Origin of the sequence: Streptomyces sp. Q6 (assembly GCF_036967205.1) — a bacterium.
GTDB lineage: Bacteria > Actinomycetota > Actinomycetes > Streptomycetales > Streptomycetaceae > Streptomyces > Streptomyces citrinus.
In genome coordinates this window covers 34,208-57,300 of the sequence record NZ_CP146023.1, presented here as the reverse complement: position 1 = coordinate 57,300, position 23,093 = coordinate 34,208, and the positions used below count along the sequence as shown (strand labels likewise).

The window sequence follows — 23,093 nt, the reverse complement described above, 5'->3', positions numbered from 1 at the left end:
CGCCCCGCTTCGGTCGATCCGGGCAGCGAGCGCTGCGGGGAAGCCGGGCTTCGTTAAGGTCTCTCGCTCGGTATGTACGTTCCGGGCGCCCCATGTCCTTCACTGTGAGGGATGGGGTTCAGCGCAATCCATAACGTGAAGTCCAAGAGACATTACGGATCGTCCAGGCAAGGGGGAACGGCGGCGAGAGCTGCTGCCCTGCGCGCGAGCGTCGCGCGGGCAGACTGCAGCCCTCTGAGGCAGGTCGTCCTGAGCCCGTCCCGCGAACGGGCCCAGGACATCTCGGCCGGCGTCAGTTACCGAGACGCTCACTCTCGCGGTCGCCGAGCCACTTGATGACCTCGCGGTTGAACACGTCGGGGGCGTTGCGGGCGATGAAGTGCCCGGCGCCTCCGATGCGCTTGAGGGTGAAGGGGCCCTTGATGAACTCGCGGCCGGTGATCAGCTGCTCCGGACCGATGTAGGGGTCGTTCATGGAGTAGAGCTGCAGGACGGGCACCGTCACGTCGGGCAGCGGCTCCGCCTTGGGAGCACGGTCGGGGTTGACGGTCGCGTGGTACCAGTTGAGCCAGCTGGCCTTGAGGCCGTTGGGCCGTTCCCAGTCGGCGATGATGTGCTCCATGTCCGGGTGCCAGTCGAAGAACTCCCTGGCCAGCGCCCAGTCGTTTGCGCGAAGCGCCTCTTCGGCAGCTTCGAACTGGAAGTAGGACATGTACCAGGACCGCTTGCGCTGATCGAGGGCGGGATCGATGAAGAAGCCGTTGAGGTGGCTGACGTTCTCCGAGATGAGCCCGAGGACCCGCTCCGGATTCAGGGCGGCGAGCATCCACAGCGGGAGGCTTCCGCGGTCGCCGCCCTCGGCATAGAACATGTCGATGCCCAGGGCGTCCACGACCGCCAGGGCGCGCTCGTAGTCGTGATAGCCCGAGTACAGCTCGACGCCCTCGGGGCGGTCGGATCCGCCGGCTCCCAGGTGCTCCGGGATGACGACGCGGTATCCGGCCTGGACGAGCGCGGGGACGTTGAAGCGGAATTCGAGCGAGTTGTGCGGGGCGCCGTGGAACATGACCAGGGTCGGCGCGTCGGTCGCCCCCTCGTCATACACCCGTAGCTGGTGACCGAGGACATCGATCATCCTGTAGTTCTTGGCAGGCAGTGCGTCTGTGGTGGGGGTGCCGGTTGCCGGTACCGTCTGTGCGTTGCTCATGGAGTTAACCGTAGGAACGCACGCACGTATGATGAATAACGTGCCTTCCGAGAAACTTTACGCATCGTCCAGGCGGGTTGAGTCTGTCGGATCAGGCGACCCGATCGTCGACGTACTGCGCCTGCTGCGCACACAGGCGGTCGTCCCGGCCCGGGTGCACGCCGCCTCCCCCTGGGCGGTGCGCTTCGATCCCTATACGCACGTGAAGCTGGGCGTCGTCCTCGAGGGCGAGTGCTGGATGGCCCTCGACGGCTGCGAGCCGGTACTGCTGCGTAAGGGCGACTTCTTCCTGCTCAACAACCCGCCCTCCTACACACTGGCCAGCACCCGCGATCCGGCGCCAGGCCAGGCCACTGCTTTTCACGAGAACGAGAACGACGGCGAGGTCCGCATCGGCCCCGTGGCCGATGAGGACACCTACGTCTGCTGCATCGACTTCGTCTTCGAGCAGGCCAACGCCTCCGTACTCTTCGACGTGCTGCCGCCCATCGTCCTCGTCCGGGCCGGCGACCCGTGCGGAGCACTCCTGTCGAACCTCTCCGCCCTCACGGTCGCGGAAATGGAATCCGCCGGCGTCGGCCGCTCCCTGGTACTGGAGCACCTCGCACAACTCATCCTCGTCCACATGCTGCGCGTCCACGCCGATCAGACCGATCAACCGGTCGGCTGGCTCGGCGCCCTGGTCGAGGACGGCATCGGAGCGGCCCTGCGCGCCATGCATGCGGACGTGGGCCGACGCTGGACCCTCGACGAGCTCGCCGCAATCAGCCACATGTCACGTTCCGCGTTCGCCGCGGCCTTCAAAGCCAAAGTCGGCACCGCTCCCCTGACATACCTCATCGAATGGCGGATGAGCCTGGCACGTGACGCGCTGCGCACCGACACCCGATCCATCTCCGAGCTGGCCGCCGCAACGGGCTACGAATCCGAGAGCGCCTTCAGTACGGCATTCCGGCGCGTGGTCGGGGCTTCTCCTCGACACTTCCGCGACGAGGCACGCCAACAGGCAAGGCTGGGATAGCCGCACCCGCTCGCACCCCAGCCGTGCGGACGGCGAACGCCGGGTCGGCATGCGACGAGGGACTCAGGGATCGGCGCGCCGACTGCCGCAGGACGGCACTCGGCGCGCCCGAGTACTACTTGTTCACGGTGTTGGCGCTCGCCTGGTCCATGAAGATGGCGACGTGGGCAGGAGGCATCCCCGCCAGCGTGCCACCGACGGGTGACGGCCGCTCCGCGCTGTCGATCATCGTGCGGGCGGCTTCGGGCGAGACAGGCGGGACCGGGTGCTCAAGGTAGAAGCGCTTCTCCTCATCCCCAGTGATCCCGTCCGGGATGGCAGGGGCGTACGGCCAGAAGTAGATGGGCGTCTCGGGCTCGATCCGCCAGCTCTCCGCGAGCGATCCGGCATCGACCACGTCGTAGCCGACCGCTTCCAAGAACCGCGTCACCGCCTCCTTGGCAGCGGGATCGTTGCCCGCGATCGGCAAGGTCGTCCGCTCAGCGTCGCCCTTCGGGCGGGCGTTGGAGTACATGTGGTTCCAGTCCAGATTGTGCAGGCCCTTCACCACCAGGGAGTCCTTGAGGTGGCTCTGCACGAGTTCACTCGAGGTGAGCTTCCCCGCATCGAGCTCGGCGTTGCGCCAGAACTCCGGGTAGTAGTTCGTCTGGTCCAGGACGACCTTCCCGGCCAGCTTGTCGGCCGACAGGGCCTCGAAACTCGCGAGCGGCACGGGGAGGGCAATGATGTCGCCGGCCTCGATCGCCTCATCGACCGTTGCGGCGCGCGCCAGCGGACCGAGCTCCGATACGAGTTCCGCGATCGATTCCGGGCCTCGTGAATTGCTGAGCACAACGCTGTAGCCGGCCTCGACCGCCAGCCGGGCGACGGAGCCGCCGACCAGACCAGAGCCGATGATTCCGATGGTGGGTGCCATCTTGGGTATCTCCTTACATAAAAGGCGCCGCGAGTAAGGCGGCAGGGTTCCGCCGTGCCTCTGACGCACTTGGACTGACACGTCGATACTCGGCTTGGCCCCTGGGGTGCACCAGGCGTTGTCGTCCCTGGTAGCGCCAGTACCACCCAGCCCCTCACCAGCAGGCTCATACTGGATTCATGACCACTCACACCGAGCTCGGCCCAGCACTGCGGGCGTGGAGGGAGCGCATCGGCCCGGCCACGGTCGGTCTGCCGGTTGCGGGAAACCGGCGGGTTCCGGGCCTGCGCCGTGAGGAGCTGGCGGTTTTGGCCGGCATCTCCGTCGACTACCTCGTGCAGCTCGAACAGGGCCGTGCGAAGAATCCCTCTCCCCAGGTGCTGGCGGCCTTCGCACAGACCCTGCGGCTCAATGCCGTGGAGCGCGAATTGCTTTACCGGCTGGCAGGCGCGGTCGTCCCGCCGTCCGGGACGGTGCCACGTGAGGTGCCGCCCGGCGTGCAGCGCATGATCGATCGGATGAGCGACACCCCGCTGGCCGTCTTCACCGCCTCCTGGGACATCGTGCAGAGCAACCCGCTCTGGGCCGAGCTGTTCGGCAGCCCGGTCGACGCCGATGCCCGGTCGAGCAATCTGATCTGGGGGCACTTCGCCGCCCCGCCCGTACCCGGCGCTTCCCGCATCGAGCGCGGCGCCGCACACGCCGACGCCTTCGAGCGCATGATGGTGTCCGACCTGCGCCGGGCCGCTGACCGGTACCCGGATGACCGCGCCGTGACCGAGCTGATCAACGGGCTGCGGGAGTCCAACCGACGCTTCGCCGATCTCTGGACCCGCTACGAAACCCTGCCGATCGGGCGTTCACACAAGACGGTCGTCCACCCCGAGCTCGGCGAGATCGTCCTAGACTGCGACATCATGACCATCGAACGCGCCGACTTACACATCGTGTTGAACTGGGCCGCCCCGGACACCGGCGCGGCCGAGAAGCTCGCCCTGCTCCGCGACCGCGTAGCCACAGCCGCACACTGAACATCGGCGCCGCGCCGGGTGCAGCCATTGAACTCAACACGCAGGACTTGACAGGGAACAGACCCGGTCGACGTACAACTTCGTGGTCAACTGGCGGCCACAGCCGCCCAGCCACAGCCCGCACCAGAAGGTGTGCCCGGCGTACCGGGCGCGGAAGGCGTCGAGTTCGATCGCCTCGATGGGCAGGACCAGCGGGTCAAGCGAGTTGGGTGCGGATCCTCTGAAGGGGAATGGAGCGTCGGCGCCTGGGATGTGATGCGTGCCGCCTGGTGTGCTTGTTGTCAGTGGCGGCCTGTAGTTTTCGCGCATGGCGAGGTACGGGGATCCGGGTGCGGTTGAGTGGGTGGAGTCTGGCGGTGGGCCGTTGATCGCGGTGCCCGCGGTGGCGTTGTCTTCGTGGTCCGGTGCAGACGGTGCCGGGCTGGAGACGGACTACGACAGGGCCTGCGGTGTTGACGCGTACGGGGGCCTGGTCACGGTGGGGCAGTCGCTCGCGCTGGTCCTCGGTGACGAGCCTGCCTCCACGTCCTTTCTTCCCGAGCACGGGGTGTTCTTTCGGTGGTGTGCTGCAGAGTCGGAAGCAGAACTGCTCGCCGGCATTGATGCCGCGCTCGCCGAGGCCGTATGGGAACCTGAGCAGCGGTGGGACGTGCCGGGGGCCGTCGTCTTGTTCGATGCGGCGTGGCCGGGCGGTGAGCTGGAGCCGGAGAATCATCTGCGTGTGGAACTGGAGCTGGGGCGATATGGGGTTCGTGGCACGTACGTTGAGCCGGATCCGCAGACGTCGTTCATCCTGGTGCAGCTTCGACGCCTCGTCTGACCTGTTGGGGAACCGTTCGCCGAGCGCGGGGTAATCGGGTCGGAGCGCCTCTACCGTTGCCAGGTGGAGGTGGGGCGCCATGGTGTCTTTGCCGGAAGAGCTTCAGGCGCGGGAGGCCGCAGCTCGGCGACGCGTGGAGGAACTCCAGTCTGAAGTCGCGGAGTTGACTCGGCGCCTGGAGGGGGCGCGGGAGGATCTGTCGCGGCTGGAGATCACGCGGGAGACCGTGGCGCAAGTTTTGGCGGACCTGTCGGCCGCGGGGGCCGAACCGGACCTTGCGGCGGAGGAAGCGCCGGAGGCGAACGAAGCGTCGGCGCCCCATGGGGTGGGGGTGATGATGGTGCCGCCGTGGCGTGAGGGCCTCGTCGTCGCGGTGTTGCCGGATGTTTACCGCGACATTGTGGAGGTCATCGCGGATGCGCCGGGACCGGTGCATGCCAAGCAGATCGTGCCGCGGATCGGTTTGCCGACGACGACCGGAAAGATCGAGGGGACCCGGGGAAAGCTGAAGCGTCTGGTGGAGCGCGGCTGGCTCGACGAGGACACGCCGGGGCAGTTCACCCTCGCCCGACAAGGTCCGGGCCGGGAGCGGGCCAACTCCCGGTGACCAAGGGGCTCTTCTCTCTAGATTCGAGGGTGCCAACCACATCGGATCCGCTGAAAGAAGAGCCCGGTGGAACAGTACGACGCCTTATCCGAGCCTGATCCGTACATCGCCTCCCGTGACGCCTTCGAACGCCTCATCTCGACGCTGGCCGGTGCCCCGGCGCGGGGCATGACCCATGACGAGCTGGAGCTGCTGCTCGAGCGGCAAGGACGCGAACTGCTGCGGCAGTTGATGCAAGATCACCTCGACAAGCTGGCGGAGAGGGAAGAGAACGCCGTGCGCGCGGACGCAGGACAGGCGGTGGTACGCGGTCCGGAAGGACAGGTGAGGACCTGGCGCGAGAGGGACCATGGCCGGTGGCTGACCTGCGTGTTCGGGCCGGTGCGGGTGACCCGGATCGCCTATCGAGGCAGAGGCGTTGCCAACGTGCATCCAGCGGACGAGACGTTGTCACTGCCCGCGGGCCGGCACTCACGCGGGCTGATCCGGCTCGCGGTCCTGGAAGCGGTCCGCGGTTCGTTCGACCAGGCCGCCGCCGCGATCGAGCGAAGGTGCGGCAAGGTGCTGGGCAAACGCCGTCTCAAAGAACTGGTGATCGCTTCCGCCGTGGACATTGCCGCCTACTACGCGGCGAAGATCCCCATCCCATGCACCCGCGAGATGCCGCTGATCATCCAGGTCGACGGGAAGGGGGTGGTGATGCGGCCCGAGGCCCTGCGCGAGGCCCCCCGACGGGCCGCGGCCAAGAGCGCGGCGGCCGGGCGGCGCGGACGCCTGGCCCCGGGGGAGAAACCCAACCGGAAGCGGATGGCGACGGTGGCCTGCGTCTTCGACGTTCTTCCGGCCCCGCGTTCGGCCGCACGACATCGTCCACCCGCCCGGCGGGCGCAGCGAGGCCCGGCCGCCACGGCCGGGACCGAAAGCGCAGCGGAAATGGTGCACCGCCTCGGTGATCCGTCCCCCGGAGCAGGTCGTCGCCGACGCCTTTGCCCAGGCCGCCGCCCGCGACCCGCAGCACCTGCGGGACTGGATCGTGCTCGTCGACGGCGCCCGCCACCAACTCGACCTGATCCACGACGAAGCGGCCCGGCGCGGCCAGGCTGTCCACGTCCTGCTCGACTTCGTGCACGTCGCGGAGTACTGCTGGACAGCCGCGCACGCCTTCCATCCAGTCGGCGGCCGCGAGGCCGAGACCTGGGCCGCGGACAAACTCACCGCGATCCTCGCCGGACACGCCGACCGCGCCGCCACCGAGATAACCGCCCAGGCCGCAGCCGAACAGCTTCCCCCCCCCGCCCGCCGAGACGCTGTCACCACCTGCGCCCGCTACCTCACCGGGCACCTCGACCAACTCCGCTACGACACCGCCCTCGCGGCCGGCTGGCCGATCGCCACCGGCGCCGTCGAGGGCGCCTGCCGCCACCTGATCGCCGACCGCCTCGACATCACCGGAGCCCGCTGGGGACTCGATGGCGCCGAAGCCATCCTCCAACTCCGCGCGCTCATCACGAACGGCGACTTCGAGGACTACTGGATCATGCATGCGGCCCGTGAACACCAGCGCCTCTACTCAAGCCCTGACCAGCAGAAATACCACCTCACCGCTTGATCATGACCGACACTTCAGAGGATCCGCACCCAAAGCCGATACGGTCGCCGCACAGAAGGCCGGGCTGACGGCCGCGGCACGAGAAGACCGCAGCACGGCTCAGCCCGCGGTCCCGCCCGGTCAGCCGGCCGGGACATCACCTGCGAAGGGAGCTCACCATGACGGACATGCACATCATCGGCATCTACCCGGAGGAGTACGACGGTCAGATCGCCGACGACCCGTACGCAATCGGCGACGGCATCTACTACGACGGCGGCCTGTACGGCCTCGACGGCGGACCCGACCACAACCAGGGACCCGACGACAGCATTCCCGCGAAATAGGGCACACCGCGTCTTGGACCCCGTCAAAAGCATCACGCACTACGGGGAGATGAGGTGGGAGATCCACGCCGACGACGGCAGTGTCGCGGTCTCGATCGACGGCTACATCGACGACACATCATCGCAGCGCCTGTTGCTGTCCAGCGCGGAAGACTTCGACCGGGTCGACGCGGTCAGGGCGGAGTGCGACGCCCTCCTGATAGGTGCCGGCACACTGCGTCAGGACAACCCGCGCCTCCTGGTCGGCTCTGAGCAGCGCCGGGCGGCGCGCCTGGCGCGAGGCCTCCCGGCCCACCCGCTGAAGGTGGTGGTCACCGCGAGCGGCGACCTCGACCCTGGACTCCGCTTCTGGCACTGCGGTGGACGGAAGACGGTCTACACCCGATGCGTGCCCGAGGCCGTGCGACAGCAGTTCCGAGGGGCGGCCGAGATCGTGGAGTTGGGGCCTGCCTTGGGCCTCCCCGCGATCCTCGACGACTTGGCAGCACGAGGCGTCCGCCGCCTTCTGGTCGAGGGAGGAGGCAGCATCCACACACAGTTCCTCAAGGAGGACTTGGCTGACGAACTGCACGTGGCCCACGCGCCCGTGCTGGTGGGAGCAGAGAAAGCACCTCGATTCCTGCGCCCCGCCCGCTTCCCAGGCGGTGCAAAACGACGCATGAAGCTCATCGACGTCCAGCAACTCGGAGACACAGTGCTGCACCGCTACGCCCCCCGGGGCGCCGCATGACCAACCTGTACCCGGGCATCGACGCCCTACGACTTACCAAGGCGGTACAACTGGCCCGGTTGTGCCCGCAGTCCAACGGTGCCTTCAGCGTGGGTGCAATCGTCTTCGACGCGGCCGGCGTGGAAATTTCCCGAGGATACAGTCGCGAATCCGACCCCGTGGTGCACGCGGAGGAGGGCGCACTGGCCAAGCTCGACCACGATGACGAGCGCCTCCGGGGGGCCACCCTCTACACGAGCCTGGAGCCGTGCTCCAAGCGTGCTTCTCGGCCCCGGAGCTGCACCCAGATCATTCTGGACTCGGGCATTTCCAGGGTCGTGTTCGCCTGGCGCGAGCCGGACACGTTCGTCACCAAATGCCAAGGCAGGTACCTCCTCGAAGAGAGAGGCATCGAAGTCGTCGAGCTACCGGAACTGGCCGTGGCCGCCATGCAACCCAACACGCACTTGCTTCGGAGCGAGAGAGTCCAATGAGTACGCACACCCTGACAGGTCTTCCCACCGAACCCCTCCGGCTCGCCGTCCTTCAGGCGGAAGCAACGCCTGCGGACGTGCAAGGCAACTCACTTCGGGCAGCCTCAATGGTGCGCGAAGCAGCTACTGAACTTGAACTCGTGATGTCGGACGGCTCGTGGTGGCGGCGTCAGGGTCCGAGACCGCCGGCTGTTGTCGGCTCGGGTTCAGGACGGTGGCTGTAGCCAGCGCCGCGCCGCGGCGAGATTCACCTCGACGTCATCGCTCCAAGAGCAGACCTCCAGCCATGAGAGGTAGCCGCCTTGCGCGAAGACCAGGACCTCGCCAGGGCACTCGCCGATTTCGGTGAACAGCTGTACGTCGACAGCCACGACGGTGCCAGGGCCGGTTGGCGCGGTGTGGACGCAGTGCGGGCCGGCCCGTCGCCAACAGCGCGCTGTGGACCTGACGGCCAATCAGAGTCTGACTTCACTGCGAGACATGGGAAATGTCTTGACGGAGAAAAGCACGGGAGCCGCATCGCAAGTGACCATTTCTCGCGCCGCGATTCATGAGTCGCACTTCGGAAACTTCGGGAACCGCAGGTAGGAGGCCCCTGTGCGCGAAGAGTGGACCTCCAGAAGTTATGCAGGGTGCGTACGGGCGTTGCGCCGAAAGAGGGATGAGTGTCGGCGCTCACCCAGGCGCGACTGGCGGTCGGGGGACGTGAAACGTGGCACTGCAACGCCGTTCAACAGGTCGGATGATGCTCGTAGATACCGCATCGAACATGCGCAATTCGTTCTCTTGCCTGAGTGGTGAAGCGTTTCCCCGCGCGGCAGGAAAGGTCGCCGCTGAGCCGATCGAAGGGATTCGGTGATGTGAACCAATCCGGAACGGTATCTGCTCCGTATGTCATAGCCGTCAATGTCTATTGCTGTAGGTGTAGGAATTCTCCACTGCTCCGTAATCGGCGGGCGCGTGCGGTGCCCTGCGAGATTCAGGCGCCCCGGCAGTAGGACGATCGACGGGGGAGTGCAAGGGTGGAGGGATGACAGCTGAACGCTTCGAAGTCACGCGTCACATCGCCGCCTCGCCCTCTGCGATCTTCGATGTGCTGCGTTCTCCGCAGGGACATGTGAGCATCGACAGCTCGGGCATGCTGCAGTCCGCGCAGGGCGACCCCGTGGGAGCGGTCGGGGACGAGTTCGTTGTGCACATGGACCGGGAGGCACTGGGTGACCTGCCCATGGGCCGCTACGACGTGACTGTGATCATCACGCGTTTCGAACGCGACGCCCTGCTGGAATGGACGATCTCGGGCACCATCCAGCCGCCTATCCGTCACTTGTACGGCTACCGGCTCGAACCCTCCGATTCCGCCACGGTCGTCACGTCGTACTACGACTGGAGCAAGATTGATGACAGGTACCGCGAGGCGGGCGTCTTTCCGGTGATCCCGGAGGCTGGCCTGCGCGCGACGCTCGGCATCCTCGCGCGTACCGTCGAGAAGTCTCCGGCGGGTGCGACGGGTTGACACTGCTGCAAGAAGGCGGGCAACTCGCGATGACGTCGCCCCGATCCTTGTGACACTGCGGTGAGGCACAGGCAGATCTGGGCGAGTGCGCGGGGTCGGTTCGCGGCGTCGAGGACCGTCAGCAGGGGCGCTCCACTGGGGGATGCCCCATCAAGTCGTACGCGGTGTTCACCAGTTTTCGACGGCCAGGGCGGGCGCGGGTTGGGGTATCGACGTCGCGCTCGTCGAAAGGGCCGTGGAAATACAGCATGCGCCGATGAGTTGTGTCTTCCGGACGCCGGTGGGCCACCGACTTGAAACGGGCGCCGACGGGTGGCATGTAGTCCGGACGGGTGAACTCCAGCCGTGCAGCCAATCCAGCCCTCAGGGACGCTCCGGATGGCCAGTGAGAAGCCAACCGCTTCTCGTCCCCGACCTCAGGGGGAGGGGACCGTGCGGAAGTGTGGAGCGTTTCATGTCTCGTGTGCTGAAGAGTGCGGCGATCGCGGTGGCCATCGGCGGTTCGGTCCTGGCCGGTGCGGGCGCGGCGTCCGCGGACGCCGGAGCTCAGGGCGCCGCTGTGGGGTCGCCCGGGGTGCTGTCCGGCAACGTCCTCCAGGTGCCGGTCCACGTCCCGGTCAACGCCTGCGGCAACACTGTCAACCTCATCGGCCTGCTCAACCCGGCTTTCGGCAACAGCTGCGCCAACGGCTCGGGCAACTGGGGCCATCACGCCTGGGACGAGGGCCACATGGGCCACCACGGCTCGATGAACCACGACGCCGACAGGGGCATGTGGAAGTAGTCCACCGCCCGTAGGTACCGGCGGTCGGCCCGTCAGGGGCCCCTCCGCTGTATCGCGCAACCCGGTGCCGCAGCATCACGCGGCGCCGGGGATGTGGTGCGTATGAATGCTGCATGACGCGCCCTCTGTAGGCCGCTGGACCGGGCCCGTGGTGGGAGACAGGGCGGACTCGTGCGCCCGCCACAGCATGACCGGCCGGAACCATCTGATGATCCGCCAAACCCGCTGCGGACGGTGCCGGCCCGCCTCGACCGGTCTCCGGTGTTCGCGGCGAGTCGGAAAAGGGCTGCATGGTCGTGCGGGCACCATGGATGTCAGGTCTTCGGCGGGGCGGGCCCCGGGGATCGAGGCGGAGGTGTCTGGCTGCGGGGCCTGATGAACTCCGTACAGAGCACGGCAGCGATGGCGGGGCCGGCCTGAAGGATCAGACAGATCCAGCCGCCACCCGCAAATCAGGCGGGCGCGACAAGGAACGCACCGCCCGTGCCGATGAGCGCGGCCAGTACGGCGGTCGCCATCGTCCACATGACCGACACGCGGGGCCTGCCGGTGTCCAGGAGGCGCCCCAGGGTGGCCGCCACCACCCCAATGGGTAGGCAGGCCAGCACATTCAGTACGTCCACCCGCGCATTTCCCACTTCAGTTGAACGTGCTGCGAGCTCTCGGCGAGGCCCTGTCCGCAAACCTCTCGGAGATGGCCAGGAGACGAAGAAGGTGGACGAGGCGGCCGGCGACTGCGCTTCCGAATCGCCGTCCGCCTCGCCCACCGGACACAACCGTCGGGAGGCCACCGCTCAAGCGGCCCGGAACTGTTCCCCTCTTTTGTGCTGCCCCCGATTTCTGTGGGTGACAGCAGGAAGGAGGGGCGCAGGTTTCCCGTCTTCCCTCTGCTCGGCTCTGTCGGCTCGTGGTCCGTCAGCTCTTGGGCATGAGGACGGAGTCGATGATGTAGACGTTGGCGTTGGCGGTCTTGACGTTGCCGCAGACGACGTTGGCGCTGTCGTTGACCTTGTAGTTCTCGCCGGAGCCGGAGGTGGTGAGCTTCGACTTCTCCAGAGTGTCGAAGGAGCCCTTCTCCAGGTCCTTGGGCGCCAGCTTCTGGCCCACGACGTGGTAGGTCAGGATCTTGGTGAGCTGGGCCTTGTCGCTGAGGACCTTGTCCAGGTCGGCCTTCGGGATCTTGGCGAAGGCGTCGTTGGTGGGCGCGAACACGGTGATGTTCTCGGCGTTGTTCAGGGTGTCGACCAGGCCGGCCTTCTTCACCGCGGTGACCAGGGTCGACAGGGCCGGGTTGTTGGAGGCGGCGGTGGCGACCGGGTCCTTGGCCATGCCGTCGAAGGAGCCGGCGCCGTCCTTCGGCACAGAGGAACAGGCCGAGCCGAACGGCTCATCGGCGGTGCTCATGTCGTCGGAAGGGCTGGCCTTGTCCGACCCCTTCGACGCAGCCGAGGACGCGCTGTCGGAGGCCTTGTCCTTGGAATCGCTGTCGGAGCAGGCGGTCAGCGCCAGCGGCAGCATGGCCGCGGCGGCGACGACGACGGCGGCACGACGAAGGCGAGTCTGCATGAAAATCCCTCAACGATCAGAACTGTGAAGGCCATCCGCCTCCATCGCCGGGAATCCGGTGCGGTCGCCGCCGCGGATTGGTCGGTTCCTCGAAAGAGTGAAACCCAAGGGGAGGAGAGCCCCCGTACGCCCTGGTCAGCCCGGGTGCCGGGAGAGCCAGTACGGGTTGTCGTGAGGGAGGCCCCCGCTGACTCTTCCGTACATGCCGCCGGTCATCAGCAGCAGTCCGACGGCGAAGCTGAACAGGACGTTCTGCATGCGGAAGTTGAGAAAGTTGAACCGGCTGTCCAGCGCGAACAGGAACGCCAATCCGGCCAGCAGGAAGCCGATCCCGAGCACCATGTTGACGGTGGACGCGGCGTTGCCGCCGCGGACGGCGGCCGCCAGGAGCACGCCGCCGACCACCAGGGAAAGGACACTCAGGGCCCCGTTGGTGTTGAGGCCGAGGGCGGTGTTGGTGCCGGTGTCGAAGAAGCCGATCCGGCGGATGAGCCCCAGGACGCCGAACGTCACGAGGAACAGGCCCATGGTTCCGGCGCTGAGCCGGTAGACCCGGCTCAGGCGGTGGTCGACCGGCAGGTGATCGTCGAGCTTCACCCGCGGTCGGGCGTGGGGGCCGGCGTGCAGTGTGGTCATGGCGAGAACCTCCTTGCCCCTCCTGGCGGATACGGGCAGCTGTCAGCAACTGGGCGGCTGCCAGCCGGTGGGCCGGACATGGGCGGCGCTGATCCAGCCGTGGGCGTCGTTGTCGAAGTACCAGGTGGACGTTCCGTCCGCGTGGCCACCGTCGGTCTGGCAGAACAGCCGGATATGGGAACCCGCGGGCAGCGTGGCGGTCGCCTTCGCGTGCACGGTCGGCGCGTCACGGACGTAGACCTCGGTCCGTGCCGTCACGACGGCCGGAGCGATATGGTCGGCATGCCCGTTTCCGGACCAGGACCAGGCCCCGGCCGCGGATACCGTCCAGGACCCCGACCAGGTCCAAGACTCCGACCAGGAGCTGCCGGGCCCCCAGTCGTCCGGGTCCCAGCCGGAGGCGTGGGCGCTGCCGCTGGCGGCGAGGCCGGTCAGGGCGAAGGCCCCTGTCAGGGCGGCGGCGCAGGCCCGGGTGCGGATCTTCGATCGGTTCATGGCCAGACTCCTCCTCGGATCTCCCCTCCCGTCCCGTGCGCCCGCGGGTCCGAGTGTGAAATGGCGCCGCACCATCGGGTGCGCCCTCCACCGGGAATCCGGCACCAGCACCCGCCCTGGATTGCCGAAATCCTCGAAATTCTCAAATCGGGGCAATCCGCCCCTTGCGTGGTGACGAATTCTCGATGTGAGGGCGCGAATGACGCGCCGACCCCCGGTAGCCCGCGCTCTCACCGGCCCCGGGCTGCTCGGGGGCCCGGCGAGCCCGCTCGCCCGCCGCAAAGGAGTGTTGATCATGACCGCTCATCGCGTAAGCACCCGGATCCTGGTCGGAGGGGCGGCGCTCGCGCTGCCGTTCTCGCTGGCGGCGCTGGCCCCGGCGGCGTCGGCCGACGACATGACGGGCCCGTTCGGGCCGGCCTGTTCCTCCGTGCCCAAGGACGGTGCGGGTTCCTTCGACGGCATGGCCAAGGACCCGGTGGCGACGGCCGCCTCGCACAACCCGGACCTGTCGACGCTGGTGGCGGCGGTGAAGAAGGCCGGTCTGGTGGACACGCTGAACAACGCGAAGGACATCACGGTGTTCGCGCCGACCAATGAGGCGTTCGCGAAGATCCCGAAGGCGGATCTGGACAAGGTCCTCAACGACAAGGCCCAGCTGACCAAGATCCTGACCTACCACGTGGTCGGGGAGAAGGCCACGCAGGACAAGCTGGCTGACGGCAGCTTCAAGACGCTGGAGGGCGGCATGCTCACCACGTCCGGATCGGGCGAGAAGTACAAGGTCAACGACACCGCGAACATCGTCTGCGGCAATGTGCAGACCTCGAACGCCACCGTCCACATCATCGACACCGTCCTGATGCCCAAGAGCTGACTGTACGACCGAACGGCGCGCAGTCGGAGGGAAAAGGGGAGTCAAGGGGTGCACCGATGGTGCACCCCTTGATCATGCCCAGGAAGGGCGGGGTCGATCAGGCGGGAAGCTGCAGCAGGGCCACCGGCTGGGTGGTGGGCTGCTTTGATCCGCCGTCCGGTTCGAGGGTGACGCCCACGCCGGACGCCTTGTCGACGGCGCCCGTCATCAGGACGCTCTGGCTCGCCCGGGATGGGTTCATCAGGCCGGCCGGGCGCATCTGATCGCCGTCGGTGAACCACAGTTGGTACACCTTGCCCTCCGGCGGCTTCGCCATGCCGGAGGCGATGAAGACGGCCTTGTCGCTGTCGTGCGAGACGACCACGGAGCCGCGCGCCCCGCCGCCGACGGCGGTCGAGGTCACTGTGGCGTCCGGGGCGGCGAGCACCTCATTGATCTGGTCGGCCTGGCGCTGCGCGGCCTCGGCCTGTTGACGGGCTTCGTCGGCCTGCTGGTGCTGCCACAGCGTCGTGCCGCCGAGAGCGGCAGCAGCGGCGACACAGGCGGCGAGCGCCCAGCGCATGGCGTGCCCGCGACGCGCTGTGCGCGACAAGGCCGTCACCGCAGAATGAGGGCGCTCCTGGCGCACACCGGCGATCTGCTCCAGCACCTGGGCCTTGAGGCGGGGCGGTGCCGGCATCGTGGCCGCGAGGGCCAGCCGTCCAGCGGTCGCCGTCAGCTCACGTACCTCCTGGGCGCAGTCCTCGCACTTGGCAAGGTGCTGCTCGAACGCGACGCGCTCGTCCTCGTCGAGGGCATCCAGCGCGTAGGCGCCCGTCAGCGTGTGCAGGTCGGTCGGGGCGGTCATACGGTCACCCCCAAGCAGTCGCGAAGCCGGATGAGACCGTCACGCAGCCGGGTCTTGACGGTGCCCAACGGCGCGGACAGTGTCTCGGCGACCTCCTTGTACGTGAGGCCCTGGTAGTACGCCAACGTCACCGACTGACGCTGGATCACACTCAGGGAACGCAGGCAGCGCCGCAGCTGTTCCCGCTCCAACCGCCCCTCCACCTGTTCACTCACCTCGTCGAACTCCGGGACCTGATCGAGCAGCGCGACGCGGTGGTCGCGCGCGGCAGCCGCCTCCACCGAGCGGATCCGGTCGACAGTGCGGCGGTGCGCCAAGGTGAGCACCCAGTTCAGGACCGTGCCCCGATCCGCCCGGTAGCGCGCCGCGGTACGCCAGACCTCGACGAGGACTTCCTGGGCGACTTCCTCGGACTGGGCATGATCGCGCAGCAGTTTGCACACGACGCCGAACACGGGCGCAGCCACCGCGTCATAGATGACGGAGAACGCATCGCGATCCCCCTGCGCGACGAGGGCGAGCTGTTCCTGCAGATCAGGTCCACGGGTTGGGCCGGGCCTGATCGGCCTGGGGTGTGTCATGTGCCGCCTTCCGAACACCGCTGGGCAGCGGCAGAGCAGGTCAAAGTCACCAGTAACGCACAGCGTTCCCCTTCTACTCGAATCAGGGCCCGAAGTGCGCTTTGGCCAGGAGTCAGTCGACGGTGACGACGACGGAGTGCCATCCGGAGGCGCCGTCGGGGATGGTGGGGGTGCGCTGCTCGGTCTGGGTCTCGCCGGTGCGGTCGGTGGCCCGGACGGTCAGGGTGTGGCCGCCCTTGGTGGCGTCCCAGGGGTAGGACCACTGGCGCCAGGTGTCGCGGGTGTCCTCGGTGGCGAGGCGTGCTTCTTCCCAGGGCCCGTCGTCGACGCGGATCTCGACCTTGTCGATGCCGCGGTGCTGCGCCCAGGCAACTCCGGCGACCATCACGGTGCCGGCTTTCGGGCGGGCGAAGGGCTTGGGGGTGTCGATGCGGGACTCGGTCTTGATGGGCGCCTTCTGTGCCCAGTCCCGCTTGACCCAGTACGAGTCGTAGGCGTCGAACGTGGTCAGCTCGATGTCCTGGATCCATTTGCAGGCCGACACGTAGCCGTACAACCCGGGCACGATCATGCGTACGGGGAAACCGTGCTCGAAGGGCAGCGGCTGGCCGTTCATGCCGAGGGCGAGCATCGCGTCGCGGCCGTCCATCACGTCCTCGACCGGGCTGCCGATGGTCATCCCGTCCACCGACCGCGCCACCAGCTGGTCCGCGGGCCCGCCCTTCGACGGCGGTTTCACCCCGCACTGCTTGAGGAGGTCGGTCAGGCGGACGCCGATCCAGCGGGCGTTGCCGACGTAGGGGCCGCCGACCTCGTTGGAGACGCAGGTGAGGGTGATGTTGCGTTCGATGAGCGGCATCTTCAGCAAGTCGGCGAAGGAGACGGTCAGTTCGCGCTCGACGCCCTTGCCGTGGATACGCAGCTTCCAGCTGGTGGCGTCGACCTTCGGGACGACCAGTGCGGTGTCGACGCGGTAGAAGTCACCGTTGGGCGTCATGAACGGGCTGATGTCCTTGATCCGCAGGGCCGCGCCGCGCGGCACCGGGGCCGCCTTCGACGCCGGGGCGGGGATCACGACGTCCTTCCGGGAGGCGACGGCGTTCTGGCCCTGGGACCCGTTCAGCGCCCGGCCCGCGAGCCCGGCACCGGTGGAAGCCGCGGCCGCGGCGGTCGCGGCCAGGATGAACCCGCGCCGGTCCCACCCCGACCCGCCTGAGCCGTCAGCGTCATGTACGGGGGCTGTGTCATCCAGTGCCTGCGCCGCGGAGTCTTCCGAAACCGAGCCTGGAGGGACGGTGGCCCGGCCGGCGACGTTCGCCGTGCGTCCAAGGCGGCCGGTCAAGTAGTAGAGCAGGCAGGCGCCGGCGATGGCGCCGACGGCGGAGGGCAGCGCGTCGGTGATGCTGGTGGAGTCGGGCCTGCTGGTGGCGGCCAGGGCACCGACGACGCCGAACGCGAGGACACCGAGGGAACCGATCAGCCGCCATCGTGCGGCGAGCGCCCCCAGCACGAGGGCGAGCACGGTCAGCACGGCCAGAATGCCCAGTTGCAGCACCAGCTTGTCGTTCGTGCCGAACTGCCGGATCGCCCAGTCCTTGACCGCCGGCGGGGTGCGGTCGATCGCCGCCCCGCCAACCGCGATGACCGGACCCGATTCGGGCCGCACCGCCGCGGAGACCAGCTCGGCGACCGCGATCGCCGCATAACCGGCGAGCAGTCCGCTCAGTGCGCCCAGAGACAGGCGTTTGATGCCGCGCAGATGCGTGGGGGTCGAGTCGTCGTCCATGTGCGGGAATCCGTTCTTGCGCTGCGCCTGGATTGGTCGTTCACGCCATCGAGGGATGAAGGGGCCTGCGGCAGCAGTAGCAGGCAGAGCGGCGCGGTCCCTGGTGGCAGCGCCGCCGGGCTGCCGGTATTCCACGATCTGGAGGGCAGTGTGCGGGGCGAAAGAGTGACGGCTTGTGCGAAGACCAAGCCGTGGGGCACAGGCCGCCGGATTACCGGCGGGCACACCGACCCACACCACACCGCCCGATAAGGCGAGGCAACGGCCGCCGCAGGAAAGCGGTGATACCTGCCGCTTCAGCGGCCAGGTCGATTACTCCGGGGGAGCAGCCGTGAGAGTGCACATCCTGTTCGCGTCGTTGATGAGGCGGGTACGGGCCGAGCCTGCGGCTGGTTGCCGGTTCAGGGCCCGGGCCTGCCGCGGCAGCAGGAAGCAACGTGCGTGTGACCGAGGCGAAATGCGCCTCGCGACCTGCCACTTGAGCCCTGAACCGTGCCCGGTGACGCCGCCCGCGGAGCTGAGGGAAGCCGTCTTGAGAGCCATCTCGCACACACCTCAGGAACCCGCAGACACACACGCCGCTCAACAGACCGACCACGATGCGACCAATCCGCCTCCCGGTAGGCCTCCGGAATAGGGGAGTCAGAAGCTTGTGGAGTCCGAAGCCGTCGGCAGATCGCTGAACGGCACAGGAAAGAGGCTTGCTGTGATAGCCCGTCACACCGCACGACTGACCGCCCTTGCCGCCGTTCCCGCGGCTCTCGCCCTGGCCGCTGTTCCCGCCGGCGCGCACACCGGCCACACCGCGGCAAGTGGCTCCGGCGACACGTACCAGATCGACCTGGCCTCGCTGAACAACTCCGGCGCCAAGGGCACGGCGATGCTCATGCTCGACGGCACCCGGCTCACCGTGAAGATCGAAGCGTCCGGACTCGTGCCCGGCCAGCCCCACGCACAGCACATCCACGGTTCCACCGACGGCCATGACTTCCACTGCCCGGACGCGTCCGCGGACAAGAACAAGGACGGCATCGTCACCACCGCCGAGGGCCTTCCGGTCTACGGCGACATCAACATCTCCTTGACCACCAAGGGCGACACGTCCAAGAAGAGCGGTCTGGCCGTCGACCGGATGCCGGTCGCGGACAAGAGCGGCAAACTCTCCTACGAGCGCACGATCACCGTGTCGCAGGAGGTCGCCGACCACATCAAGGACCTGCATGTGGTCCAGCACGGCATCGATCCCAACCACAACGACAAGTACGACTTCGGCAAGGGCAAGAGCGAACTCGACCCGAAGCTTCCGCAGGAAGCGACCGCACCGACGGACTGCGGCATGGTCCAGGGGGCAGCGGTCGGCTCCATGCCGGCGGGCGGTGTCGAAACCGGATCGGGCAGCACCGCCGGCATCGAAGCACCGGGCCTGATCGCCGGCGGCGGAGCGGCCCTCGCCGCGGCCGGCGCGCTCACGGTGGCACGCCGACGCCGTGCCCACCTCGGCGACAACGCCCGCTGACACGGCGATGGATTCCCGCCTGTTCAGGCGGCTGCGCCGTGGCCGACAGCGCTCGCTGTCGGCCACGGCGGCCGCCGTGCTCCTGCTGCTGGGTGCCACCGCCCTGGTCGTAGGCCTGTTGCGGCAACAGCCCGCACCTCCCGTTGCCCATCCCGCGCAGGAACCTGCTCGTCGGTCCGCGCCGCCCTCAGCGGCGGGGAACAGCAGCTCGCCGCACCACGACGAGCGTCCTGCAGTGATGGCCGCGTCGGCGCCGACGCGCCTGTCCATCCCGGCGATAGGCGTCGACACTTCGCTGGAACGCCTGGCTCTGGATGCGCACCGGGCCATGCAGACTCCCAAGGACCCGGCTCGCGTGGGCTGGTACACACCCGGCCCCACCCCCGGCGCCAGAGGCCCGGCCGTCATCGCCGGTCACGTCACGTGGAATGAGACCAAGGCAGTCTTCTTCCAGCTCGCCCGCCTGAAGGCAGGCGACCACGTGTACGTGCACCGCAAGGACGGCTCCACCGCCCGCTTCACCGTCTCCCGCACCGAGCAGTACGCCAAGAAGGACTTCCCCTCCATCGACGTCTACGGCAACGTCGACTACGCCGCACTGCGACTGATCACCTGCGCCGGCACATACAGCGGTCACTCCTACGCCGACAACACCGTCGTCTACGCCCGCCTCGACCCCGAGTCCTGAACCCGCGCCCGAACTCCAGCGACGCCCCCGCAGATTTCCTTGTGGAGTAGACCAATCCGTCGGGGCTGGGGTCCCGGATTCCTGGCAGGGGACGGTAGGCACGACGAGGGGGAGCGGTAGTGGACGAGCAGGACGTGGCCATAGTGCAGGACAGTCTGCAGCGAGCATCGGCCCGCGGAGTGCACGTGGTCCGGTACTTCTATGCGCACCTGTTCGGCAGCAGACCGGACCTGCGTCGGCTCTTCCCTGCCGAACTCGGGGAGCAGCACGAGCGGCTGCTGAACGCGCTGCTGCACGTCATCACGCATCTCGACCGTCCCGCCACGGTGTCCTACCTCCAACGGCTGGGTCGTGACCACCGCCGGTACGGCATCGCCCGGCGCGATTACCTCAGCGTCGGACAGAGCCTGATCGCATCGATCGCCGAGCACACTCCCCGGACCTGGAGCGAGGACACCGAACGGGCCTGGACGAACGTGTACGGCATGGCGATGGACACCATGCTGGCCGCGGCCCAGCAGGACAAGGACGCACGGCGCCCGGCGAGCTGGGAGGCAACCGTCGTCTCCCGCCGCCTGGACCGCACCGGGCACACGGTGGTCCTGCAGACGGTGCCCGACCAGCCCTACGCCTTCCGGCCCGGTCAGTACGCGGCCGTCCACCACCCGGAACTGCGCGGCGTGTGGCGTCCCTACTCGTTGGTGCGCCCGGGCGACGACGCGACACGCGGCGAGGTGGAACTCCACGTCGCCCGCACTCCCCATGGGGCTTTGAGCGCGCTGCTGTGCGACCACACCTTTACCGGGCAGTCCCTCACCCTGTCCTCGCCTGGCGGGGACGGCTGGACCACGCAGGACACGGGACCGCTGACCCTGATCGCGGCAGGCACGGGGTGGGCTCCGGCCCGTGCCGTCCTCAGCGAGCAGGTGCAACGTTTCCCGGCGCGCACCATTGACCTGCACATAGTGGCCCGTAGCCGTGACCACTTCTACGACCAGTCCCACCTTGCCCAGCTCGAGAGCCGTCACCACCAGTTGACCTGCCACTGGTGGTGGCCACGGGACCCGGACCGGGTCCGCGGGTTCCAGCGTGCGTTCCAGGACCATCTGGCCGGTGAGCGCTCCCTGGCCGCCCGTCACGTCTACGTCGCGGGTCCCCCCGCCTTCGTCCGCGACACCGTGGGCACCCTGGAGGAACACAACCGGCCACTCAGCCTGGCGCACGATCCACTCCCCGCGGAGCACCCCCAGACACCACTCACCCACGCCGAACGCGTCCTCGACCCGCCCCGGCCACGCTGGGTCAACCCGTCGCTGCACCACACCGGATGACCATCGGGCGGAGCCGGCCACTGGCTGCCGACGGACCCGTGACAACAAGTCGCCACTGGACTCGGCAAAGCCGCGTCTCTGAACCACGTGCGAGCCGCGAAACCGTCGGGCCCACGATCCCCGCTCTTCAGCAGTTATCTGTTCCGATCGAGAGGACCCTGAAATGAGCCGCGTATTCACGGTGCGCAGGAGCATCGACATCGGGGTGACGCCCGAGGTCGCCTATCAGGCCGTGAGTCGTCCTGAAGACATGGGCCGGTGGAGCCCGGAGAACCGGGGCACGACGGGTGCTGCTCCGGTCGGACCGGCGGTGCCAGGGACCTCGTTCGTCGGGCGCAACAAGAGGGGACGGTTCCGGTGGGTCACACGGTGCACCGTCACCGTGGCCGAGCCGGGGAGCCGATTCGCGTTCCGTGTCCATGCGATCGGTGCCCGTCGCCCGCGTCTGCGCGGGCCGATCGCTACGTGGGAGTACCGGTTCGAGGCGACTGACCACGGCACGCGCGTGACGGAGACCTGGACCGACGACCGGCGCGCCTGGCCCGATCTCGCCGCGCAGGTCTTCGACCGGATCGTCACTCGGGGGCAGACGTTCGCGGACTTCCAGATACGGAACATCGACAGGACGCTGCAGAACCTCCAACGCGAGCTGGAACGCGCCAACGCCGCCTGATGCGGCAGTGCGGTACGCGCCACTCGCTGCCGCATCCCCACCGGCTGTGGAGCAGCACGGGGCGCAACGGTCGTCCGGCCGGTGAGCCTACTTCGTCATACGACGGGTGGAGTCGGTTGGCTGCCGTCTGGCTCTTCACCGGCCAGCAGTTCGTGCAGAAGGTGGGATGCGGTGATCACGCCCAGGAGGTGCGGGCCGTCCTTTGCCGTCTCCACGACCGCGACGAGGGGACTGCGGGCCTGAGCCATGAGCGCGGCCACTTCCAGCGCCGTGTCGTCGGGTACGGCGACCGGCGGCGGCCCGGACTGTGCGGGGAGACAGTCGGCGACGCTGCGTCCGGCCAAGGCCTCGCAGATACGGTCCGCATGTTTCTCGTCGACGACCGCGGCCAGAGTCGGATCCTCGATCACGTAGGCCGGTACGAGCGCTTTGACCAGCTGGGAAGCAGGAAGGATCGCCTTGGGCGCACCGTCGGTGCCGAGAACGAGGAGGCCGGGCAGCTGATGTTCGGCCATGAGGCGGGCGGCCGCGGTGGCATCACTGTTCACGTCCACGGTCAGGTAGGGGATGGCGAGGTCGCGTGCTCGCATGGTCAGCTCCTGGGGAGGGTCGGTGGCGCTCAGCCGGGGTGGGCTGGTGTGCTCCGGAGAGGTTCGGCGAGACGGCGGTGGCGGTGTGGCGAGGACGCGCCATGGCCAGGCCGGAAGCACTCGGCGATGCTATGGCCCCCGGCTGCGGATGTCCGGCGACCTGGAGTGCCGCGAACGGCAGGACACTGCGTTCGACGGGGACCTGACGTCCAATCATGGCACCGGCGAAGCCGGAGGCCGTAGGGTCATCAGGACGATCGCGCGGCGGCTGGTGGCGCCCTCGTAGGGGGCTCTCGTCCATCAGAGGTCGGGAACAACGTCATCATTGCTTCCCAAGCTGCCCCCCGGCGGGCTCGTTGGCAGTCGTGGAAGGGCAGAGCGAGGGCGCCCAAGCCCGCGTCGGGTGTCTCGCCGCGCCGGGCGGGTGCGTTCGACGGCGCGCAGCAGCAGCTCGTCGGCCTGGACGA

General features: G+C 68.1%; 25 protein-coding genes and 1 pseudogene. 15 read left to right on the top strand and 11 right to left on the bottom strand.

The genetic code is table 11. The features are described from left to right. Positions 1–292: 292 nt before the first annotated feature. The gene (locus V2W30_RS39790; protein ID WP_338704041.1) at positions 293–1,207 is read right to left on the bottom strand and encodes an alpha/beta hydrolase; all 915 of its coding nucleotides are present in this window, start codon (positions 1,205–1,207) and stop codon (positions 293–295) included. A 40-nt stretch (positions 1,208–1,247) separates the two neighbouring features. On the opposite strand from V2W30_RS39790, the gene V2W30_RS39785 reads away from it, so the two are divergent. Further along, positions 1,248–2,228 carry an AraC family transcriptional regulator gene (locus tag V2W30_RS39785; protein WP_338704040.1) on the top strand — a complete coding sequence of 327 codons (981 nt, stop codon included), beginning with the start codon at positions 1,248–1,250 and terminating at the stop codon, positions 2,226–2,228. A gap of 115 nt (positions 2,229–2,343) precedes the next feature. Here the strand turns inward: V2W30_RS39785 and V2W30_RS39780 are convergent, their stop codons facing one another. Continuing rightward, a complete protein-coding gene (locus V2W30_RS39780) occupies positions 2,344–3,144 on the bottom strand; it encodes an NADPH-dependent F420 reductase (RefSeq protein WP_338704039.1) in 801 nt (266 codons plus the stop codon). A gap of 179 nt (positions 3,145–3,323) precedes the next feature. Between V2W30_RS39780 and V2W30_RS39775 the strand changes: the two genes are divergently transcribed. The 7 genes and pseudogenes from V2W30_RS39775 to V2W30_RS39745 all read left to right on the top strand — a co-directional run bounded on the left by V2W30_RS39775 (position 3,324) and on the right by V2W30_RS39745 (position 8,740). Continuing rightward, entirely contained in the window at positions 3,324–4,175 is an 852-nt protein-coding gene (locus V2W30_RS39775; RefSeq protein ID WP_338704038.1) for a helix-turn-helix transcriptional regulator, read from the top strand. A 307-nt stretch (positions 4,176–4,482) separates the two neighbouring features. Further along, a complete protein-coding gene (locus V2W30_RS39770) occupies positions 4,483–4,995 on the top strand; it encodes an immunity 21 family protein (protein ID WP_338704037.1) in 513 nt (170 codons plus the stop codon). A 79-nt stretch (positions 4,996–5,074) separates the two neighbouring features. Further along, entirely contained in the window at positions 5,075–5,602 is a 528-nt protein-coding gene (locus V2W30_RS39765) for a hypothetical protein (RefSeq protein ID WP_338704036.1), read from the top strand. 66 nt (positions 5,603–5,668) lie between these two features. After that, positions 5,669–7,211: pseudogene (locus tag V2W30_RS39760) on the top strand (ISKra4 family transposase). A 158-nt stretch (positions 7,212–7,369) separates the two neighbouring features. Beyond that, entirely contained in the window at positions 7,370–7,537 is a 168-nt protein-coding gene (locus V2W30_RS39755) for a hypothetical protein (RefSeq protein WP_338704035.1), read from the top strand. Between the two features lie 49 nt (positions 7,538–7,586). Continuing rightward, entirely contained in the window at positions 7,587–8,267 is a 681-nt protein-coding gene (locus V2W30_RS39750) for a RibD family protein (RefSeq protein ID WP_338704392.1), read from the top strand. After that, positions 8,264–8,740, top strand: coding sequence for a hypothetical protein (locus tag V2W30_RS39745; RefSeq protein ID WP_338704034.1), 477 nt, complete (start codon positions 8,264–8,266; stop codon positions 8,738–8,740). Before V2W30_RS39750 ends, V2W30_RS39745 begins: the two co-directional genes overlap by 4 nt. Before the next feature lie 206 nt (positions 8,741–8,946). Here V2W30_RS39745 and V2W30_RS39740 read toward each other — a convergent pair whose 3' ends face one another. After that, entirely contained in the window at positions 8,947–9,111 is a 165-nt protein-coding gene (locus V2W30_RS39740; RefSeq protein ID WP_338704033.1) for a hypothetical protein, read from the bottom strand. Between the two features lie 659 nt (positions 9,112–9,770). Between V2W30_RS39740 and V2W30_RS39735 the strand changes: the two genes are divergently transcribed. Continuing rightward, positions 9,771–10,256, top strand: coding sequence for a polyketide cyclase (locus tag V2W30_RS39735; RefSeq protein WP_338704032.1), 486 nt, complete (start codon positions 9,771–9,773; stop codon positions 10,254–10,256). 454 nt (positions 10,257–10,710) lie between these two features. Next, complete coding sequence (locus V2W30_RS39730; protein ID WP_338693779.1) at positions 10,711–11,040, top strand: chaplin; 330 nt, start codon at positions 10,711–10,713, stop codon at positions 11,038–11,040. Between the two features lie 452 nt (positions 11,041–11,492). Here the strand turns inward: V2W30_RS39730 and V2W30_RS39725 are convergent, their stop codons facing one another. The 4 genes from V2W30_RS39725 to V2W30_RS39710 form a co-directional block, all read right to left on the bottom strand. Beyond that, complete coding sequence (locus V2W30_RS39725; protein WP_338704031.1) at positions 11,493–11,621, bottom strand: hypothetical protein; 129 nt, start codon at positions 11,619–11,621, stop codon at positions 11,493–11,495. Between the two features lie 334 nt (positions 11,622–11,955). Further along, positions 11,956–12,606 (bottom strand): fasciclin domain-containing protein, encoded by a 651-nt coding sequence (locus V2W30_RS39720; RefSeq protein WP_338704030.1) that lies wholly within the window; start codon positions 12,604–12,606, stop codon positions 11,956–11,958. Between the two features lie 135 nt (positions 12,607–12,741). Next, positions 12,742–13,242 carry a DUF4383 domain-containing protein gene (locus V2W30_RS39715; RefSeq protein ID WP_338704029.1) on the bottom strand — a complete coding sequence of 167 codons (501 nt, stop codon included), beginning with the start codon at positions 13,240–13,242 and terminating at the stop codon, positions 12,742–12,744. A 42-nt stretch (positions 13,243–13,284) separates the two neighbouring features. After that, positions 13,285–13,737, bottom strand: coding sequence for a hypothetical protein (locus V2W30_RS39710; RefSeq protein ID WP_338704028.1), 453 nt, complete (start codon positions 13,735–13,737; stop codon positions 13,285–13,287). Positions 13,738–14,032: 295 nt separating this feature from the next. Between V2W30_RS39710 and V2W30_RS39705 the strand changes: the two genes are divergently transcribed. Further along, positions 14,033–14,614: a fasciclin domain-containing protein gene (locus tag V2W30_RS39705; protein ID WP_338704027.1), complete on the top strand. Its 582-nt coding sequence runs from the start codon at positions 14,033–14,035 to the stop codon at positions 14,612–14,614. A 97-nt stretch (positions 14,615–14,711) separates the two neighbouring features. Here the strand turns inward: V2W30_RS39705 and V2W30_RS39700 are convergent, their stop codons facing one another. The 3 genes from V2W30_RS39700 to V2W30_RS39690 all read right to left on the bottom strand — a co-directional run bounded on the left by V2W30_RS39700 (position 14,712) and on the right by V2W30_RS39690 (position 17,828). Then, on the bottom strand, positions 14,712–15,461 hold the full coding sequence (locus V2W30_RS39700) for an anti-sigma factor (protein WP_338704026.1): 750 nt from the start codon (positions 15,459–15,461) through the stop codon (positions 14,712–14,714). Further along, the gene (locus V2W30_RS39695) at positions 15,458–16,042 is read right to left on the bottom strand and encodes a sigma-70 family RNA polymerase sigma factor (protein ID WP_338704025.1); all 585 of its coding nucleotides are present in this window, start codon (positions 16,040–16,042) and stop codon (positions 15,458–15,460) included. Before V2W30_RS39695 ends, V2W30_RS39700 begins: the two co-directional genes overlap by 4 nt. A gap of 112 nt (positions 16,043–16,154) precedes the next feature. Continuing rightward, a complete protein-coding gene (locus tag V2W30_RS39690; RefSeq protein WP_338704024.1) occupies positions 16,155–17,828 on the bottom strand; it encodes a sulfite oxidase in 1,674 nt (557 codons plus the stop codon). A gap of 706 nt (positions 17,829–18,534) precedes the next feature. Here V2W30_RS39690 and V2W30_RS39685 point away from each other — a divergent pair. The 4 genes from V2W30_RS39685 to V2W30_RS39670 all read left to right on the top strand — a co-directional run bounded on the left by V2W30_RS39685 (position 18,535) and on the right by V2W30_RS39670 (position 22,036). Continuing rightward, positions 18,535–19,344, top strand: coding sequence for a hypothetical protein (locus V2W30_RS39685; protein ID WP_338704022.1), 810 nt, complete (start codon positions 18,535–18,537; stop codon positions 19,342–19,344). 7 nt (positions 19,345–19,351) lie between these two features. After that, complete coding sequence (locus V2W30_RS39680) at positions 19,352–20,032, top strand: class F sortase (protein ID WP_338704021.1); 681 nt, start codon at positions 19,352–19,354, stop codon at positions 20,030–20,032. 185 nt (positions 20,033–20,217) lie between these two features. Next, a complete protein-coding gene (locus V2W30_RS39675; protein WP_338704020.1) occupies positions 20,218–21,363 on the top strand; it encodes a globin domain-containing protein in 1,146 nt (381 codons plus the stop codon). Between the two features lie 163 nt (positions 21,364–21,526). After that, positions 21,527–22,036, top strand: a complete 510-nt coding sequence (locus V2W30_RS39670) for an SRPBCC family protein (RefSeq protein WP_338704018.1) — start codon at positions 21,527–21,529, stop codon at positions 22,034–22,036. A gap of 95 nt (positions 22,037–22,131) precedes the next feature. Here the strand turns inward: V2W30_RS39670 and V2W30_RS39665 are convergent, their stop codons facing one another. After that, positions 22,132–22,626: a CBS domain-containing protein gene (locus tag V2W30_RS39665; RefSeq protein ID WP_338704391.1), complete on the bottom strand. Its 495-nt coding sequence runs from the start codon at positions 22,624–22,626 to the stop codon at positions 22,132–22,134. Positions 22,627–23,093: the final 467 nt, after the last annotated feature.

What these genes read in the sequence shown, in the direction of transcription:
- V2W30_RS39790 (WP_338704041.1), bottom strand. Translation starts at nt 1,207, where the DNA reads ATGAGCAACGCACAGACGGTACCGGCAACCGGCACCCCCACCACAGAC.
- V2W30_RS39780 (WP_338704039.1), bottom strand. Translation starts at nt 3,144, where the DNA reads ATGGCACCCACCATCGGAATCATCGGCTCTGGTCTGGTCGGCGGCTCC.
- V2W30_RS39775 (WP_338704038.1), top strand. Translation starts at nt 3,324, where the DNA reads ATGACCACTCACACCGAGCTCGGCCCAGCACTGCGGGCGTGGAGGGAG.
- V2W30_RS39770 (WP_338704037.1), top strand. Translation starts at nt 4,483, where the DNA reads ATGGCGAGGTACGGGGATCCGGGTGCGGTTGAGTGGGTGGAGTCTGGC.
- V2W30_RS39765 (WP_338704036.1), top strand. Translation starts at nt 5,075, where the DNA reads ATGGTGTCTTTGCCGGAAGAGCTTCAGGCGCGGGAGGCCGCAGCTCGG.
- V2W30_RS39755 (WP_338704035.1), top strand. Translation starts at nt 7,370, where the DNA reads ATGACGGACATGCACATCATCGGCATCTACCCGGAGGAGTACGACGGT.
- V2W30_RS39750 (WP_338704392.1), top strand. Translation starts at nt 7,587, where the DNA reads ATGAGGTGGGAGATCCACGCCGACGACGGCAGTGTCGCGGTCTCGATC.
- V2W30_RS39745 (WP_338704034.1), top strand. Translation starts at nt 8,264, where the DNA reads ATGACCAACCTGTACCCGGGCATCGACGCCCTACGACTTACCAAGGCG.
- V2W30_RS39735 (WP_338704032.1), top strand. Translation starts at nt 9,771, where the DNA reads ATGACAGCTGAACGCTTCGAAGTCACGCGTCACATCGCCGCCTCGCCC.
- V2W30_RS39730 (WP_338693779.1), top strand. Translation starts at nt 10,711, where the DNA reads ATGTCTCGTGTGCTGAAGAGTGCGGCGATCGCGGTGGCCATCGGCGGT.
- V2W30_RS39720 (WP_338704030.1), bottom strand. Translation starts at nt 12,606, where the DNA reads ATGCAGACTCGCCTTCGTCGTGCCGCCGTCGTCGTCGCCGCCGCGGCC.
- V2W30_RS39715 (WP_338704029.1), bottom strand. Translation starts at nt 13,242, where the DNA reads ATGACCACACTGCACGCCGGCCCCCACGCCCGACCGCGGGTGAAGCTC.
- V2W30_RS39710 (WP_338704028.1), bottom strand. Translation starts at nt 13,737, where the DNA reads ATGAACCGATCGAAGATCCGCACCCGGGCCTGCGCCGCCGCCCTGACA.
- V2W30_RS39705 (WP_338704027.1), top strand. Translation starts at nt 14,033, where the DNA reads ATGACCGCTCATCGCGTAAGCACCCGGATCCTGGTCGGAGGGGCGGCG.
- V2W30_RS39700 (WP_338704026.1), bottom strand. Translation starts at nt 15,461, where the DNA reads ATGACCGCCCCGACCGACCTGCACACGCTGACGGGCGCCTACGCGCTG.
- V2W30_RS39695 (WP_338704025.1), bottom strand. Translation starts at nt 16,042, where the DNA reads ATGACACACCCCAGGCCGATCAGGCCCGGCCCAACCCGTGGACCTGAT.
- V2W30_RS39690 (WP_338704024.1), bottom strand. Translation starts at nt 17,828, where the DNA reads ATGGACGACGACTCGACCCCCACGCATCTGCGCGGCATCAAACGCCTG.
- V2W30_RS39680 (WP_338704021.1), top strand. Translation starts at nt 19,352, where the DNA reads ATGGATTCCCGCCTGTTCAGGCGGCTGCGCCGTGGCCGACAGCGCTCG.
- V2W30_RS39670 (WP_338704018.1), top strand. Translation starts at nt 21,527, where the DNA reads ATGAGCCGCGTATTCACGGTGCGCAGGAGCATCGACATCGGGGTGACG.
- V2W30_RS39665 (WP_338704391.1), bottom strand. Translation starts at nt 22,626, where the DNA reads ATGCGAGCACGCGACCTCGCCATCCCCTACCTGACCGTGGACGTGAAC.